Source organism: Intestinimonas timonensis (genome assembly GCF_900626145.1).
Classification (GTDB): Bacteria; Bacillota; Clostridia; order Oscillospirales; family Oscillospiraceae; genus Intestinimonas; species Intestinimonas aquisgranensis.
In genome coordinates this window covers 715452-731411 of record NZ_LR130817.1, presented here as the reverse complement: position 1 = coordinate 731411, position 15960 = coordinate 715452, and the positions used below count along the sequence as shown (strand labels likewise).

Here is a 15960-nt window from a genome sequence, read left to right as displayed (position 1 = left end):
TCCAGATCAGTTCACGGATTTTTATTGTTTACCTCCGGCGGCGGCCCCGGTAGGCTCGGTAACCCCGGCGGCTGCGGCGGCGGAGCGGTTTGGTCACCAGCAGGGCGATGATGGCCACCACCAGCACTGCCAATGCCATAGCTGCAAGAGTGATCCAGCCCGGGCTGCGCACCAATTCGATGGGGTTCCAGGAGCGGGACACCGTCTTTCGGCCTTCGGGGGCAGCATAGCGGCTGTCCACCGTGCCCATGCTCTGAAGGTAAGAGGCCAGAGCATACCACTCCTTGACCTCCGTTCCACCAGGACCATGGATGATATAGTCCTCCAGGTTTTCGATGGGCTGACCCTTTTCGTCTCTGGGGGTGATGGTCAGAAGGCCAAAGCTCTTGCCGTTCACCGTACCCAGCATCTGGCCGGAGTAGAGGCCGGTGACCACTCGGTAGAGCTTGTCATCCTGGATGGGGACCTCCGTTCCGTCGGGCAGGATCTGGGCACAGTCGGTGACCTTGTCAAAAATCATCCGGTGGGTATTGAAGGACCATTTCATGCCGGAGCCGTAGAGCTGGGCCGCCGACATGAGAGGCGTTACCGAGGCATCCACCTCGAAGGCATCCTTCAGTTCCTTTCCTGTGATATAGACTCCCACCAGAGGATAGCCCGGGGTGCCGTCGGCGCCGGAGCCCAGAGAGGAGACATCAAAGGCATCGGAGACGGTAATGTCTCCCTTGGCCAGGGAGGCCCGGATGACTCCGGATGCCACCACAGCAAAGTCCACCGGCACGTAGTTCTCCCCTTCCGCCTCTTTGACGGCGTAGACATAGGAGTCGGCAATGAGATTGCCCAGGGTATCCTCCTCCTGGACAGCCCCGAACTGGCTGATAGGCGTGAAATTATAGGAGTTCTCGCAGAGGACCTCATCGAAGGTGAGGCCGTAGCCGGAGAGGTAGGTCTCGTCCACCGTCCGCTGGAAGCTCCGGGCCAGGGCAGTCATGGCCGGGTCATTGGCCACAGTCTCATCCACAGGTAGGAGTTGATAGTCCACCAACTCCGTCTTCCCCTCCGCCTTGGACACCGTCAGCACGCCCAAATTCTGGGTGTACTCTCCGCAGGAGACGACAAGGGTACCGTTTACCTGGATGGGAGTCTCTATGGTAGTGTGGGTGTGGCCGGAGATAATGACATCGATGCCGTCCACCGCCTTGGCCAGCGCATAGTCCTCTCCCTTCCCCGTCCCGTCGGTACCGCTGTGGGAGAGACAGATGATATAGTCGGGGTCTTCCTTCTCTTTGATCTCGGCAACCACCCGCTTGGCGGCGTCGGCGATGGGTTCAAGCTCCATGCCAGACATGGGGGCGCAGTCATTAGCGTCCTCACCCAGCACCCCAAAGACGGCCACCCGCAGCCCGTCCCGCTCGATCACGGTGTAATCGGTCACCAGGTAATTCTCCAAAGCCTGGACCACCGCGTAGCCGCTGTCGTGGTCCATGGGCTGAGTATAGTTGGCCTGGACGATGGCGGGCAGAGGATCGCCACTCTCTTTGGCCGCATTGAGCATGTCGGCCAGCCCCTGCTGACGGTAGTCAAACTCGTGGTTGCCCAGGGTGGTCACGTCATACCCCATGGCTCCCAGGGCACGGAGCTCCGGGGCAGCGGTGGTGTAGATGGTCTGGAAGAGGGAGCCCATAGAAAAATCGCCCCCGTCCAGGGTGACCACCGCCCTGCTCTGCTCCGCTGCCGCCTGACGCTGTTCCTTTAATAAGGTAGCCAGCCGGATATAGCCGCCGTACTCCCCACCCTCCTCATTGGCTGCGGGCAGGAAGTGGTCATGGGTATCGTGGGTAAACAGGATTGTCAAATCCCCCGGTTCCTCCGGGGCAGCGGCCCATGCGGCGCCGCTCCCCAAAAGCAGGACCGCGCTCAGAACCAGGGCAAAAACGGAACGGAGGTATCTCATTTACGCTTCTCCTCTCAGCTATGGGCAAATGTTCTCTCTTATTTTGTAGCATAGCATGAAACCAGTCCCCGCGCAAGGGCACTTCCCGTCCTGTTCGGACAGAAAAGCGGCGCCTCTCTCCCGAGAGGCGCCGCACCCGTTTCTTATTACATCTGTTCCAGATTCTCCCGCAGGGTCTGGTTGACCACCTGGGGGGAGGCCTGACCCTTGAGCTCCCGCATGACCTGTCCCACTAGGAAGCCGAAGGCCTTCTCCTTGCCGGACTTGAAGTCCTGAATGGACTTGGGGTTGGCGGCGAGGACCTTGTCCACCACGCTCCCCACCAATCCGGCATCGGAGACCTGCTCCAGGCCGTGCTCCTTCACGTAGGCGTCCACGTCGGCGTCGTCGGAAAAGACAGCGTCAAAGACCTTGACGGCGGTGTTGCGGTTGAGGGAGCCGGTCTGGACCAGCTCTATGAGCCGGGCCAGGGTCTTGGGGGTGAAGACCATGTCTTTGGCCTCCAGCCCGTCGGCGGACAGCCGCCGGAGGACCTCGCCCATGATCCAGTTGGCAGCCTGCTTGGGGGGCGCTCCCAGGGCCACTGTGGCCTCGAAGAATTCTGCCAGGGCTTTCTGACTGGTGAGCATCTGGGTATCGTAGACGGGCAGGCCCCAATCCGCCTGGTACCGGGCCATCCTGGCCTCGGCCATCTCGGGCTGCTCCTTCCGGAGCCGCTCCAGGTAGTCCTCACCGATCTCCAGGGGTGGGATATCGGGCTCGGGGAAGTAGCGGTAGTCCTGGGCGTTCTCCTTGGAGCGCATGGCGAAGGTGGCGTCCTTGTTCTCGTCCCAGCGGCGGGTCTCCTGGACCACCCGCTTGCCCTCTTCAATGAGCTCGATCTGCCGTCTGGCCTCGTACTCGATGGAGCGGGCAATGGCCTTGAAGGAGTTGAGGTTCTTCATCTCGGTGCGGGTACCCAGCTCCGTGACCCCGGCGGGTCGCACCGACAGGTTCACGTCGCAGCGTAGGGAGCCCTCCTGCATCTTGCAGTCGGAGACCCCCAGGTACTGGAGGGTGGAGCGCAGCTTCTCCAGATAAGCGATGACCTCCTCCCCGGAGCGGAAGTCAGGCTCGGTGACGATCTCGATGAGAGGGACACCGCAGCGGTTGTAGTCACAGCGGGTCTGGTCGATCCAGGGGTCGTGGACCAGCTTACCGGCGTCCTCCTCCATGTGGAGCTCGTGGATGCGGATGGTCTTCTCCCCGCCGGACTCGGTGTGGATGGTGAGCTTGCCGTTGCGGACGATGGGGAGATAGAGCTGGGAGATCTGGTAGGCCTTCGGGAGGTCGGGGTAGAAGTAGTTTTTCCGGTCGAACCGGCAGGACCGGGTGATCTCCCCGTCCAGGGCCAGGCCCACCTTCACGGCGTACTCCAGCACCTTCTCGTTGACCACCGGCAGGGTGCCGGGCATGCCCATGCACACCGGGCAGCAGTGGGTGTTGGGGGCACCGCCGAACTCGGTGGTGCAGGAGCAGAAGATCTTGGTCTTGGTGGAGAGCTCCACGTGGGTCTCCAGACCGATGACAGTTTCCCAGGTCATTTGGCCTGCGCCTCCTTTCTGGCGGGGCTTTGTCTGTGATAATCGGTGTCCAGCTGGAAGGCATGCGCCGCGTTCAGCACCTTGGCCTCCCCCAGGGCGGGGCCGATGAGCTGGGCCCCGATGGGCAGCCCCTGGCCGTCAAAGCCGCAGGGCATGGACAGCCCCGGCAGACCGGCCAGGTTCAGGGGCACAGTGTAGATGTCGGAGAGGTACATCTTCAAGGGGTCGCCCAGACTCTCCCCCAGCTTGGGGGCGGTGGTGGGAGCCACCGGGGTGAGGAGGAGGTCGTACTTCTCAAAGGCCTCGTCGTAGGCCTTCTTGATGAGGGCCTTCACCTGGAGAGCCTTCTTATAGTAGGCGTCGTAGTAACCAGCGGAGAGGACGAAGGTGCCCAGCAGGATGCGGCGTTTGACCTCGGCGCCGAAGCCCTGGGTGCGGGTCTTCTCGTAGAGGTCGGTGAGGTCCTCGTAGCCCTCCGCCCGCCAGCCGTATTTGACGCCGTCGAACCGGGACAAGTTGGAGCTGGCCTCGGCGGCGGCGATGATATAGTAGGTGGGCACCACATACTTCATCATGGGGAAGGAGAACTCCTCCACGGCGGCCCCACGGGCCTTGAGCACGTCGGCGGCAGCCAGGACGGCGGCTCGGACCTCCTGATCCAGTCCCTCACCGAAGCAGTGGTTGGGCAGGCCCACCCGCAGGCCCCGCAGGTCCCCGGTGAGGCTTTGGGTCAGGCCGCTCCAATCGGTATCCAGGCTGGTGCCATCCCGGCGGTCCTTGCCGGCCATCAGCTCCAGCACGGCGGCACAGTCATCGGCGGACCTGGCCAGAGGGCCCAGCTGGTCCAGGGAGGAGGCGTAGGCGATGAGGCCGTAGCGGCTCACGGAGCCGTAGGTGGGCTTCAATCCGGTAATGCCGCAGTAGGAGGCGGGCTGGCGGATGGAGCCGCCGGTGTCGGAGCCGATGGCGTACCAGCACTCCCCCGCCGCCACGGCGGCGGCGGCTCCGCCGGAGGAGCCGCCGGGGGCGCGGTCCAGGTCCCAGGGGTTCCGGGTGGCGCCGTAATAAGATGTCTCCGAGGTGGAGCCCATGGCAAACTCGTCCATGTTCAGCTTGCCCAGCAGCACCCCGCCGGCTGCCTTGAGCTTCTCCGCAGCGGTGGCGTCATAGGGAGAGGTGAAGTCCCCCAGGATTTTGGAGGCGCAGGTGGTGCGCACCCCCTTGGTGCAGATGTTGTCCTTCAGGGCCATGGGCACACCGGCCAAGGGGGAAAGCTGCTCACCCGCCGCCAGGCGTTTTTCCACCTCGGCGGCCTGGGCCAGGACTTCCTCTCCGTCCAGGCAGGTGACGAAGGCGTTGTTCCGGTCCTGCTCCGCCGCCATCCGATCCAGGGCGGCCCGGGCGGCCTGGGTGGGAGAGACCTCTCCCTTCTGAATGAGTCCGCCCAGCTCCAGGGCGGTATATTCCCAAAGTTCCATGTCCGCTCCTCCTTACTCCACCGTCTTGGGCACCAGGAAGGCCTCTTCGTCGGGCACCGGGGCGTTGGAGAGCAGCGCCGCCCGGTCCCCGGAGGGCACTACCTCGTCGCTCCGCAGCACGTTCTTCAGGGGGAAGACGTGGCTCATGGGCTCCACGCCGCTGGTGTCCAGGCCGTCCAGCACGTCCATATAGGCCAGAATCTGCTCCAGCTCGCCGGTCATGCGCTTCTTCTCCTCCCGGGGCAGCTTCAGCCGGGCCAGGAGGGAGACATAATCCACCATCTCTTCTGTAATTTTCATTGTAAAACCTCCATCCTTACGGTTCGAGCCGGCTCAGGTTCCGGGGGAACAGGCTGGCGTAGCGCACGTTGTCCAGGCCGCACAGCTGCATGGTCAGCCGCTCCAGGCCGATGCCCAGGCCGCCGTGGGGCGGCATGCCGTGCTTGTGGATCATGAGATAGCTCTCGAACTCCGCCGGGTCCATGCCCAGGCGCTCCATCTTGGCCACCTGCTGGCCGTAGTCGTGGATGCGCTGGCCGCCGGTGGTGACCTCCAGTCCCCGGAAGAGGAGGTCGAAGGAGAGGGTGTATCGGGAATCGTCGGGATCGTCCATGGCGTAGAAGGGCCTCTTCTTGCCGGGGTAGTGGGTGACAAAGACAAAGTCGCTGCCCCACTCCTCCCGGGCGTAGCGACCGATGGCGTGCTCCTCCTCGGGCTCCAGGTCGTAGGGGTCCCGGATCTTGTAGCCGTACTTCTCCGCCGCCAGGCGCTTTGCCTCATCGAAGCGGACGGCGGGAATCTGGTCCACCTCGGGCACAGTCAGCTTCAGCCGTGTGATGTCGTCGGCGTACTCTCGCTTCAACAGATCCACGGCGTACCGGAGGAAACCGGTCTCCACCTCCATCACGTCGGCGAAGGATTGGATGAAGCCCATCTCGAAGTCCATGGAGGTGTACTCGTTGAGGTGGCGGGCGGTGGAGTGCTTCTCCGCCCGGAAAACGGGGGCCACCTCATAGACCCGCTCAAAAACCCCCACCATGGTCTGCTTGTAGAACTGGGGGGACTGGGCCAGGAAGGCCTTGCGGCCGAAGTAGTCCAGGCGGAAGATGTTGGAGCCGCCCTCCGCCCCGGCGTGGACGATCTTGGGGGTGTGGACCTCGGTAAAACCCTCTCTCTGGAGATACTCCCGAAAGGCCCGGCTCAAAGCGGCCTGGACACGGAAGACACTGCGCTCCCGCAGGTGCCGCAGCAGCACCGGCCGCAGGCCCAGCTCGGTGTCCAGGTTGATATTGAGCTTGGCTTTAGCCACCGGCACCGGCATGGGCTCCGCCGGCCGGGAGAGGACCTCCACCGACTCCGCCGCCAGCTCCACGCCGCCAGGAGCCCGGGGCTCTTCACGTAGAGTACCCGTCACCGTGACGGCAGCCTCCTCCGGGACCTCTGAGAGGTCCAGGCCGCCGCACACACATTGGAGCAGGCCGTCCCGCAGCCGCAGCTTCAGGAAGGTGAGTCCGCCGCCCACAGACTGCTTCACGTGGACCATGCCAGAGACCTGAACGGTCTGGTTTCGCCGTCCACCCTCCAGGAGGCCGTTATACGCCAGTCCCCCGTTTCTTTTGGTTCCAGTGATGAATTCCATACCGTTCACGTCCTTTCAGCTGTTTTTAGGGGTGTTTTACCGTCAAAAAAATAAAAAAACGCCCCGGAGCTGTTTACAACAGCTTCGGGACGAAAAAATCCGCGGTACCACCCAAAGTTTGCCGCTTCACCCTTGAAACGGCCCCTTGTCTCCCTTAACGCGGGAACACGTGGAACCCTCCCCTGCCCACAGCAGGCTCGAATCCCCGGCTCGCGGAGTGTTGCGCCTCCCCATCCTGCCGGACCGGGCTCTCAGTCGGTGACCCGGATTCTCTGGCGGCCCTCACAGGGGGCGGTCTCGTTCATCGCCTTTGTTGGACGTAGTATATGCGCTTTTCCGCAAAATGTCAACTCCTAATTTTTCTGTGGAAACAGGTTTTTGTCTACGTGATTTTATGCTATACTGCTTATGCGTTCTATTCCCCACCAAGAAAAGAGGCGTTTGAACGATGCTCAACTGGACCGATCTGGAGGCCGCCTGCAGCGGCTGCCGGAACTGTTCTCTGTGCGAAACAAGACACCACGTGGTCTTTGGCGAGGGGCTCCGCACCGCCGACCTCATGTTCATCGGCGAGGGCCCCGGCGAGCAGGAAGATCTCACCGGCCGTCCCTTTGTGGGCCGGGCCGGACAATTTCTGGACGAGATGCTCTCCATCATCGACCTGGACCGCTCCCGCTATTTCATCGGCAACATGGTCAAGTGCCGTCCCCCACAAAACCGCGACCCCCTCAATACCGAGATCGAGGCCTGCATCGGCTACCTCCGCAACCAGGTGGCCCTGATCCGGCCCAAGATCATCGTCTGTCTGGGCCGCATCGCCGCCATACGGCTGATCCGGGAGGATTTTAAGATCACCCGGGAGCATGGTCAGTGGTTCGAGAAGGCCGGGGTCCACATGATGGCCATGTACCACCCTTCCGCCCTTCTCCGGGACCCGCGGAAACGGCCCGAAGCTTTTGAAGATCTGAAAAAGCTGCAGGCCAAGATTTGGGAGGTCTGTCCCGAGACCTACGCGGGCGTGGTCCCCCTGGGCCGGAACGCCGGGAGGACCCCGTCATGACAGAACGCTCCATCCAAATGTCTGAAGCCTACTCCCTGGGTGCCCTGCTCACCGTAGGCGGCGGCTTTCTGGACGCCTATACCTACTTTACCCGGGGGGGCGTCTTTTCCAACGCTCAGACCGGCAACCTGGTGCTGCTGGCCATACGGCTGGCCCAGGGCGACCTGACCGCCCTCCCCCGCTATCTGCCCCCCATCCTGTCCTTCGCTCTGGGTATCGTGGTGGCTGAACTGATCCGGGACCATTTCCGTGTCTCCCGCTCACTCCACTGGCGGCAGGCGGTGGTAGCATTGGAGGCCCTCATTCTTCTGGTCACAGCCTTTCTTCCTCAGGGGCCGTGGGACAGCGCCGTCAACGCCGCTGTCTCCTTCGTCTGTGCCATGCAGGTGGAGGCTTTTCGTAAAATCCGTGGCAACGCACTGGCCACCACCATGTGCACCGGTAACCTGCGCAGCGGCACTGAACTGCTTTACCACGGTCTCCGTGGCCGAGACACCACTGCCCTGAAGCGCAGTTTCCAGTACTACGGCATCATCCTTTGCTTCCTGCTGGGCGGCGCCTTGGGCGTCTGGGCCACCGGCGTGCTGGCCGAACAGGCCATTCTCCTCTGCTGCGGCATGCTGGTCATCATTTTCCTGGCTATGTTCCGGGCGCCTCAAGAAGCAGCCTGAAAAAAAGTACAGAAAAAAGCTCCGGATCATTGAGATCCGGAGCTTTTTGTTATGTTCCCTTTTTGTTTGTGTCTGAGCCATCATCCGCCTGTTTCTGCTCCAGCCGGTGATCTGGGAGCACAGCGTTGACCCCAAAGGCAATGGCCACCCCAACCACCGTCTCAATGATCCGCGCGGCAGCGTAATAATAGCGCTCCACACCTGTCATATCGTTGATCAGAATGACACAGGGCACAATGCAGGCCATACCACAGGCGGTGGGCCGCTGAATGAGCAGGCACACCCAAATCCCGGCCACACAGACCAGTCCCAAAATGACGGTCTTAACGAGAGGCTGCCTGGCAATTTCCCCTAAGGACAAGGCCAGCACGCCCAGAGCACCGCCCACAGCCACCCCGATGAATCGGGATATCCCCTGCTGCATGGTCTGCCCCAACGAGCTCTGCATGCACACCACACAGGCGATACAGGCGTACATAGGGCCGATCTGTCCCAGGATACCGCCCAGTTCCGTGCGATAAAGGAGCCCAAAGGGCACAAAGACCAGGTATGAGAGCATAACAGCCACTGCCGTTTTGACGGTGCGCATCCCCACGCCGGGGAGTTTCATGGTGCGGCCCTCCTTAGAACGGCAGGTTGAGACCTCCGGTGATCTGGCCCATAGCGGAGGCCGCATCAGAGGAGGCAGCGCGCATGGCCTCGTTCACTGCTGCCACGATGAGATCCTGGAGCATTTCCACGTCGTCAGGGTCCACAGCCTCGGGGTCGATGGCGATGGCCTTAAGCTCATGCTTGCCGCTCACCGTAGCAGAGACCACCCCGCCGCCGGCCTGGGCAGTATACTCCTTGTTCTCCAGCTCAGCCTGCATTCTCTGCATGTCCTGCTGCATCTTCTGGGCCTGCTTGATCATATTCATGTTGATGCCGCCGCCCATGCCGCCCATGCCGCGGCTGCCAAATCCCTTTGCCATTGTTCGTCACTCCTTGATGGTAATGTTATTAAACCGCCGGCCCATGGCCAGCAGATCGTCCAGATTGTCATGGGTGGACACAGACGCCCCGGCAGAGGACTTCCCTACCCTGGCCTGTACCCGCACCGCCTCGCCCAGTTTGGCTTGGGCCAGAACCCGGATTGCCTCCAGCACCGCCGGACGGCTCACTACACCCTTCACCAGCTCGTCGTCCACCCACAGTGTGAGGACCCCGGGTTCCAGATGGCCCTGGACCATACTGCTATTTCCCAGGAAAGACCAGGCGTTCCGGGGCACTTTGTCCCGTAACGCCGGGGCCAGTGCCCGCCAGAAACTCCCATCGTCAGTTGTTCCAGCCGCCGCTGGAACCGCTGTCGTCTGCTGCTGAATCGAGGCACTTGGGGGCTCCGTTTTCACCGGTGCGGTCGGGGTCTCTTCCACCTCAGCCGGCGTCTTCGAGACTTGCGCAGCAGCCTTTTCTCCGGCAGGTGTTTCTACTTGCATGCAGATGGTGTCCAACGATTTTTCTAAATGCTCAGACTCGGTTTTCTGTAATGTGGAAACACTTTGCACTTGCATCATAGGCACACCGGCCGAGAGCTGCTGCTCCACTCGGTCCAGCCGGGCAGAGAGGGCCTGGACGCTCTCGTCCAGACGTTCGTCGCACAGCCGCATCAGGCAAAGTTCGGCATCCGTACGCCGGTTGCTGCTCCGGGGCAGGTCGGCCAGAACCCCCTGGAGTACTGTCAGTATCCAAACCAGCCGGGGGGCGGTAAAGTGTTCAGAAAGCCCCCGCATGGTAGTCTCATCCCAGTTTCCGCTGAGGAGCGCGCTTCCCGACCGTGGAGCTGTCTTTCGGATGAGCAAGTCCCTGGTCAGGGCGGACAGCTCTCCCAGTACCGTAGAGACATCTTTACCGCCGCTGTACAGCCGGGCCAGATCCTCCAGGGCTCCTTGCGTATCCCGCTTGGCCACCATACCCATGAGCTTTGCCGACTCCAGATTGCCCGCCAGGCCCAGGGCATCCAGGATGCGCCCCTCGTCCACCGGCCCGTCGGTGCCGGCACACTGGTCCAACAAGGACAGAGCATCCCGCAGTCCCCCGTCGGCCAGCCGGGCCAGCAACGATGCCCCTTCTGTGGTGAGCTGGATCCCTTCCTGCCCCGCCACATAGTGGAGACGGGCGGCGATATCGCCGGGCAGGATGCGCTGGAAGGAGAACTGCTGGCAGCGGGATTTAATGGTGGCAGGAACCTTGTGGAGCTCGGTAGTTGCCAGAATAAACATGAGGTGCTCAGGAGGCTCCTCCAAAATCTTCAATAGCGCGTTGAAGGCAGCGGTAGAGAGCATGTGGACCTCGTCCACGATGTAGACCCGCTTGCGGACGGCGGCAGGAGTATAGACGGCCTCGTCCCGGAGGGCACGGACCTGGTCCACACCGTTGTTGGAGGCAGCGTCCAGCTCAAGCACATCCAGGATAGAGCCGTTTTCGATCCCCCGGCAGGCATCGCACTGGTTGCAGGGGTTTCCGTCCACGGGGTGCTCACAGTTGACGGCCCTGGCCAGAATTTTGGCGCAGGTCGTCTTGCCGGTGCCCCGAGTGCCGGTGAATAGGTACGCATGGGAGAGGCGGCCGGTAGCCACCTGCCGCTTCAGCGTTTCTGTGATATGTGTCTGGCCCACCACATCGTCAAAGGTGCGGGGCCGCCACTTCCGGTAGAGTGCCTGATACAACGTCCATCCCTCCCAAAACAGCAAGAGAGGGACGCGGTTGCGCCGTGCCCCTCCCTCTCTTATCCGACTTCTTCCGACGCAGAACAAGACCGCACACCGGTCTTTGAATACTACGCTATGTCCGTAACCCAGGTAGCCAACTCAAGAACGGCAACCCTGCGGCACACGGAAGGATCCGCTTAATGCTGCTCGGTTCCCCGCCTGACATGGTTCACGGGTTTCCGTTGCGCAGGACCAATCTATCATCGCCGCTTACCTGGGGCAGACGACACATCGCAGCTCCGGGGACCGGGATTCATCCCTGCTGTAGCGGGTTGCAGGTACAGGGCACCGCTATCTCCCCAACTAGTGCGGCCTTGCTCCGCGCCGGACCACGACCGGGTCCGGCAAAGCCGGTATAGGGTATTGTACTACACTTTCCTCGATTTATCAATCCCGTATTTCTGCTTTTCAAAAAAAGGCTTTACAAAACTTAGAATTATGCTATAATATTGTCCGTTGAGTCAGTATCTTGAGGCGTTCTGCCTATGATTCATTTTCTTTAATGCGTTTGTCGGCATTACCTTTTTCGTCAAAAAAATTACATCTGGGCCTGTAGCGCAGTTGGGAGAGCATGCGGGCCAGTTATATGCCCCCTTTTTGGGGCCGGTGGCTCACATGGCTCCCATCCGGTTCGCATCCTCTTTTATTAAAACTTCATACCATCATATATTTGGTCCGGTAACTCGCTTGGCAGTCAACCGTGACAGATATATGGGCCCATAGCTCAGCTGGGAGAGCGTACGGTTCGCATCCGTAAGGTCGTCGGTTCGATCCCGATTGGGTCCACCATAAAATCAAAACGGTATAGATGCCACTGGCGAAAAGCCAGTGGCATCAACCGTTTCCGGGCTTTTTCAGCTCGAAAATTTACGGATGATTCCATAGATGCCAACCGCTGTTTCCCCCTAACTGGTGGGATTCGAACCCCCTCTTCTCGAAGGTTGGCAACACCAGAAACCATGTAGCGCCCTTTTTGAAGCATCAATTTTCAAAAAGGGCGCTATTTTTCTGCCAATAGAATACACAAAGTTTGGGGGCGTCAATTTGTTGGTCGTGATGGACCAATAGGTTGGCGCCCTTTTTCGTTTTCAGGCAATTTCAAAAAGGGCACTAAATATCAGGAGGTAGTAAATGAACCGAGAACAGTTTTTTCAGGAGCTTCGCACCGCTCTCCACCGTGAGGGATTCACTCCGCAGCCGGAACAGGATGAATTGCTTCCTGTGGAGTGGGATGGTCTCCCCCTTTGCCGGATCACAGCGGACGGAGGCGTTCGCTACTGGCAGGAGGATGTAGCGACGCCGGAACGGGAACGAGCCTGTGAGCGAGCCACCGATCTGGCCTGCACCGTGCGGGAGTACATGACGCTGCTGGAACAGGCTCCGCTCCTGCAAGCCCAAAGTCTGACCGGTGACTACCGTCTGCTGGCTGACTTCAACGGAGCCGTGTTGGCTGCCCATCCCACCCGGCTTGGCGTCCAATTCGTCACATGGGACTGGAGCTTTGACCGCACAGGTCTCAACCAGGGCAATTACTTTCAGGAAAACTATGTAGGTGCTAAGCAGGACTTCGCCATCCGCGCCGGCCTCATTTCCAAACAGCAAATCTTCAATCAGGAACAGCTTATCGAAATCTACCGCTGCTGCTCCGACACCTTGGACGCTGGTTTTGACTTGACTGCTGAGCAGGAAAAGTGCATCCGGGGCGTTCAGGAGCAAATTGCCATTGCAGCTCCCGATGCCCTGGAGCGCATAAGAGAGCAGGATCAGCACCCCATGGAACCCTACAGCCAGGAACCGATCATGTAATATTCAGGCGCCGGAGTTTTAGAAATAAGACTCCGGCGCTTTTTCGTTTTACTGAAAGGAGTACATCCCCTATGACACGCTATTTCATGCGGGATACACCGCTGTTCCATCTGGAACGGCAGATGATGACCCCGCCCAATTTCAAGCCCAGAGGTCACGGCCGGTATTCTCCCGGTTTCCAATATTCCAACGAGGACACGGAGTGCCAATACTGTATCAACTTCAGACGCCATCATCCCTGCCCTTTGGAGCAGTGCGTCTGTCTGGATGAACGGATCGTGGCCGGTGCGGTTGACCTCAACGAGTTTGTCAGGGATTGCTTCTTCTCTGAAGCGGGAGTGCAGCTTCAAGCCCGCTTAGAGAGGAGTTTCAATGGCTGCTCCATTGGATTTTTCCTGAGCGATAGTCATCGGGAGCGTTGGCAGCACTGGCGTGCGCGTTGCTATCGAATGTCAGACCGTAATCTGGCCGCGCCGTTTCTCCTCACGGCGTATGAGGATACTCCTGACATTCTGCTGGGGCTCTGCTACGCAATGGTCCGCAACTATAAAGCAGTCATTGTGCGGGGACTTTCTGTGGAGAAGCCTGTGGCTTTATGCGGCGGAGTTGGCTACAATGCGGGGGTTCTTCGGGCTATTCGGGATGTTTTTGGTCTCACGGAAGAAGAATTGATTTTACCGAAGAATTTCCTCTACGCCGGCGCCGCCGGGGCTGCGCTGGCTGCTCAGGAGGCAGGCACCTGTTCCATGGGAGAACTACTGGCCTCTCTGTGTGGGCAGGATTCAAACACGGAAGACCGGCTGCACCGTCGTCAGCCACTGGGGCCTGATCCCAAGGTTTTTGTATCTGATCCGCCTGTTTCCGGCCATATCCCACCACAGGGCTGCGCTTTGGGCATTGATGTAGGTTCTACCAGCACAGACCTGGTTCTCACGGATCAATTCGGAGAACTGGTGGACTTCCAGTATCTTCGCACCGCCGGAGACCCGGAGGCTGCGGTGCGAAAGGGCCTGGAGAATATCCGCTCCCGTTTTGGGCGGATTCCCCTTCTGGCAGTTGGCGTCACTGGCTCCGGACGAGAGCGGATCGGCCGGCTCATCGGTGCGGATGCCGTGCGAGATGAGATTACAGCCCAGGCAAGAACTGCCATCCAATGTATGCCCAAAGCAGATACCGTCTTTGAGATCGGCGGTCAAGATTCTAAATACATCTCCCTTCAGAATGGGCAGGTTGCAGACTTTCAAATGAACAAAATCTGTGCTGCCGGAACCGGCTCCTTTGTGGAGGAGCAGGCCGCACGCATGAACATCCCTTTGAAGGACTTCGGCCGCCTGGCACTTACTGCAAAGGCCCCTGTGGAATTGGGAGAGCGATGCACCGTGTTTATCGAGACCGCTATCCTATCTGCCCAGGCACAGGGAGCCACCCAGGCAGAGGTCGCAGCCGGTTTGTGCCAGTCCATTGTCCGAAATTATCTCCACAAAGTAGTTGGGAGCAAGCCAGTAGGACACCATATTGTGCTCCAGGGCGGTGTGGCCTATAACCCCGGCATCGTGGCCGCTTTCCGCCAGGAATTTGGAGATCGGCTCACAGTCTCTCCCTGCTTCTCCATCAGTGGAGCATACGATGCTCTCCTATCTGTTCCGGAAGGAGATGGGCGAAAAACCCTATCTGCACATCGAAGTGGATGAGCACTTCTCACCAGTAGGCGTTATTACTCGCATCGAGGCATTTCTCCAGAGTCTGGAAAGCCGTTCCTCTCAGCCACTGCCGGATCACTTTAAGCTCACAGCTGTGGAACACTGCTCTACCAAAGTCGTTGATACCCCAGAATCAAACCACGGCCCTTTATATGTTTTGGATCTGCCGCCGTTTACCACATATCTTAGGAAATATGCTGAAATGGTATGGAATGTGGAAACCCATCCCATGCCTCTGGGCGGCACTTCCCTGGTTTTGGGCCGGGGGGAGACCAGTTCCAAAGAGTACCTTCCCTTCCCCGCATTACTGGGTGGTATTCTGAACGCAGCGGAGAAGGAATCCGATCCCTTTCAGATGCTGATTCCCTCCACTCAAGGCGCGGAGGCCGACGGCCAGTACCCGTGGGCAGTAGAGGCAGTGCTTGCCAACCGGGGACTAGGGCGGGTGACCCTGGTTTCCCCGGAACTGGAAACCTTGCCGGAACATGTTCCAGACCCCGATCTGTTGTTCCGGGCTGTATTGACAGGAGATCTCATACTGTGTGCCCCGCCTGAGCAGCGCAGCGCACTAAGTCCACACGATATTCCAGATTGGGACAGTCTGAATGCGCTGGCCTCGCAAATCGGGAGCATCCCTGTCAAGAGCCAGCCTCTAGCCGCGGTGGGAGAACCCCTTACGCTGTTTGCTCTGAACGACGGGGTGCTGGAAACGCTGGAGCAGCAGGGCCGGTCTCTGTATCGTGCCCCCTTGAGCGAGTACCTCTGGTTTCTCTGGCGGGATTCCGGGAGTGTCACAGCCGCTTCCTGGACAGAGCAAATGGCAGATCTGGGCCGCCTATTGAGGGAGAGAAGCAGCTTCTCAAAAGATCCGGAAGGGATGCGTACTGCAGCGGATCAGCTGCTGCCGGGATTTGCCGGGGCCAATGGTCGGTACCGTTTGGCTAAGGCACGGGAACTTGGCCGAACATCGGCCGGCGTTTTAACTCTGGCTCCCCGGTATGAAAACACAGAAACAGTGCTTGATATGACTGGCGCACTAGACGGAACCTCTCACTTCCATCTGGCTATGGACAGCGACTGGGATGAGAGTTCCTGGTCCCGCCTAAACTCCTTCCTCTATTATTATTTAAAATAGGCCTGAGAATCTTGTCTCCCGCCCTCGCAAACAGTTTATACAAGCTTCCTTTGGTTTTTTATCCGCCGAGGTTACAGAAAAACCAACGGAGGAGTGGACAAGAAAAAATGTTGCTGATCTGCCCCAATGTATGTTCCTGAATGGGGATCGTGTCTGGTTGCGCACAGCTCAGGTCAGGTGCTGTTCC

13 protein-coding genes, 1 tRNA gene and 1 other RNA gene are annotated in these 15960 nt (G+C 59.8%); 6 read left to right on the top strand and 9 right to left on the bottom strand.

All coding sequences use genetic code 11. The annotated features are described in order from the left end of the window. Positions 1–28: 28 nt before the first annotated feature. The 5 genes from E0E29_RS10230 to aspS all read right to left on the bottom strand — a co-directional run bounded on the left by E0E29_RS10230 (position 29) and on the right by aspS (position 6654). Positions 29–1954, bottom strand: coding sequence for a bifunctional metallophosphatase/5'-nucleotidase (locus E0E29_RS10230; RefSeq protein ID WP_130849768.1), 1926 nt, complete (start codon positions 1952–1954; stop codon positions 29–31). Between the two features lie 146 nt (positions 1955–2100). After that, positions 2101–3537 (bottom strand): Asp-tRNA(Asn)/Glu-tRNA(Gln) amidotransferase subunit GatB, encoded by a 1437-nt coding sequence (gene gatB / locus E0E29_RS10225; RefSeq protein ID WP_130849767.1) that lies wholly within the window; start codon positions 3535–3537, stop codon positions 2101–2103. After that, positions 3534–5015, bottom strand: a complete 1482-nt coding sequence (gene gatA / locus E0E29_RS10220) for an Asp-tRNA(Asn)/Glu-tRNA(Gln) amidotransferase subunit GatA (protein ID WP_130849766.1) — start codon at positions 5013–5015, stop codon at positions 3534–3536. Before gatA ends, gatB begins: the two co-directional genes overlap by 4 nt. 12 nt (positions 5016–5027) lie before the next feature. Beyond that, positions 5028–5315, bottom strand: coding sequence for an Asp-tRNA(Asn)/Glu-tRNA(Gln) amidotransferase subunit GatC (gene gatC, locus E0E29_RS10215; RefSeq protein WP_130849765.1), 288 nt, complete (start codon positions 5313–5315; stop codon positions 5028–5030). A 16-nt stretch (positions 5316–5331) separates the two neighbouring features. Then, positions 5332–6654 carry an aspartate--tRNA(Asn) ligase gene (gene aspS / locus E0E29_RS10210; RefSeq protein WP_130849764.1) on the bottom strand — a complete coding sequence of 441 codons (1323 nt, stop codon included), beginning with the start codon at positions 6652–6654 and terminating at the stop codon, positions 5332–5334. A gap of 448 nt (positions 6655–7102) precedes the next feature. On the opposite strand from aspS, the gene E0E29_RS10205 reads away from it, so the two are divergent. Then, positions 7103–7714: a uracil-DNA glycosylase gene (locus tag E0E29_RS10205; protein WP_130849763.1), complete on the top strand. Its 612-nt coding sequence runs from the start codon at positions 7103–7105 to the stop codon at positions 7712–7714. Continuing rightward, entirely contained in the window at positions 7711–8385 is a 675-nt protein-coding gene (locus E0E29_RS10200; RefSeq protein WP_242622452.1) for a YoaK family protein, read from the top strand. Before E0E29_RS10205 ends, E0E29_RS10200 begins: the two co-directional genes overlap by 4 nt. Positions 8386–8434: 49 nt before the next feature. Here E0E29_RS10200 and E0E29_RS10195 read toward each other — a convergent pair whose 3' ends face one another. From E0E29_RS10195 to ffs, 4 genes are all read right to left on the bottom strand, one after another. Beyond that, complete coding sequence (locus tag E0E29_RS10195) at positions 8435–8995, bottom strand: FUSC family protein (protein ID WP_165449868.1); 561 nt, start codon at positions 8993–8995, stop codon at positions 8435–8437. 13 nt (positions 8996–9008) lie between these two features. Continuing rightward, positions 9009–9356, bottom strand: coding sequence for a YbaB/EbfC family nucleoid-associated protein (locus E0E29_RS10190; protein ID WP_130849761.1), 348 nt, complete (start codon positions 9354–9356; stop codon positions 9009–9011). Between the two features lie 6 nt (positions 9357–9362). Then, positions 9363–11090, bottom strand: coding sequence for a DNA polymerase III subunit gamma/tau (gene dnaX / locus E0E29_RS10185; protein ID WP_130849760.1), 1728 nt, complete (start codon positions 11088–11090; stop codon positions 9363–9365). An 89-nt stretch (positions 11091–11179) separates the two neighbouring features. After that, positions 11180–11444: signal recognition particle sRNA large type (gene ffs / locus E0E29_RS10180), an RNA gene on the bottom strand. Between the two features lie 401 nt (positions 11445–11845). Between ffs and E0E29_RS10175 the strand changes: the two genes are divergently transcribed. The 4 genes from E0E29_RS10175 (at position 11846) to E0E29_RS18730 (ending at position 15773) form a co-directional block, all read left to right on the top strand. Beyond that, positions 11846–11921 (top strand) — tRNA-Ala (locus E0E29_RS10175). 342 nt (positions 11922–12263) lie between these two features. Then, the gene (locus E0E29_RS10170) at positions 12264–12938 is read left to right on the top strand and encodes a hypothetical protein (protein WP_207303596.1); all 675 of its coding nucleotides are present in this window, start codon (positions 12264–12266) and stop codon (positions 12936–12938) included. Between the two features lie 71 nt (positions 12939–13009). Then, the gene (locus tag E0E29_RS18735; RefSeq protein WP_242622451.1) at positions 13010–14629 is read left to right on the top strand and encodes an acyl-CoA dehydratase activase; all 1620 of its coding nucleotides are present in this window, start codon (positions 13010–13012) and stop codon (positions 14627–14629) included. After that, complete coding sequence (locus E0E29_RS18730; RefSeq protein WP_242622450.1) at positions 14565–15773, top strand: hypothetical protein; 1209 nt, start codon at positions 14565–14567, stop codon at positions 15771–15773. The genes E0E29_RS18735 and E0E29_RS18730 overlap by 65 nt, the downstream gene beginning before the upstream one ends. The last annotated feature ends 187 nt before the right edge of the window (positions 15774–15960 follow it).

What these genes read in the sequence shown, in the direction of transcription:
- E0E29_RS10200 (WP_242622452.1), top strand. Translation starts at nt 7,711, where the DNA reads ATGACAGAACGCTCCATCCAAATGTCTGAAGCCTACTCCCTGGGTGCC.
- E0E29_RS10230 (WP_130849768.1), bottom strand. Translation starts at nt 1,954, where the DNA reads ATGAGATACCTCCGTTCCGTTTTTGCCCTGGTTCTGAGCGCGGTCCTG.
- E0E29_RS18735 (WP_242622451.1), top strand. Translation starts at nt 13,010, where the DNA reads ATGACACGCTATTTCATGCGGGATACACCGCTGTTCCATCTGGAACGG.
- gatA (WP_130849766.1), bottom strand. Translation starts at nt 5,015, where the DNA reads ATGGAACTTTGGGAATATACCGCCCTGGAGCTGGGCGGACTCATTCAG.
- E0E29_RS10195 (WP_165449868.1), bottom strand. Translation starts at nt 8,995, where the DNA reads ATGAAACTCCCCGGCGTGGGGATGCGCACCGTCAAAACGGCAGTGGCT.
- E0E29_RS10205 (WP_130849763.1), top strand. Translation starts at nt 7,103, where the DNA reads ATGCTCAACTGGACCGATCTGGAGGCCGCCTGCAGCGGCTGCCGGAAC.
- gatC (WP_130849765.1), bottom strand. Translation starts at nt 5,315, where the DNA reads ATGAAAATTACAGAAGAGATGGTGGATTATGTCTCCCTCCTGGCCCGG.
- E0E29_RS10170 (WP_207303596.1), top strand. Translation starts at nt 12,264, where the DNA reads ATGAACCGAGAACAGTTTTTTCAGGAGCTTCGCACCGCTCTCCACCGT.
- aspS (WP_130849764.1), bottom strand. Translation starts at nt 6,654, where the DNA reads ATGGAATTCATCACTGGAACCAAAAGAAACGGGGGACTGGCGTATAAC.
- gatB (WP_130849767.1), bottom strand. Translation starts at nt 3,537, where the DNA reads ATGACCTGGGAAACTGTCATCGGTCTGGAGACCCACGTGGAGCTCTCC.
- E0E29_RS18730 (WP_242622450.1), top strand. Translation starts at nt 14,565, where the DNA reads ATGCTCTCCTATCTGTTCCGGAAGGAGATGGGCGAAAAACCCTATCTG.
- E0E29_RS10190 (WP_130849761.1), bottom strand. Translation starts at nt 9,356, where the DNA reads ATGGCAAAGGGATTTGGCAGCCGCGGCATGGGCGGCATGGGCGGCGGC.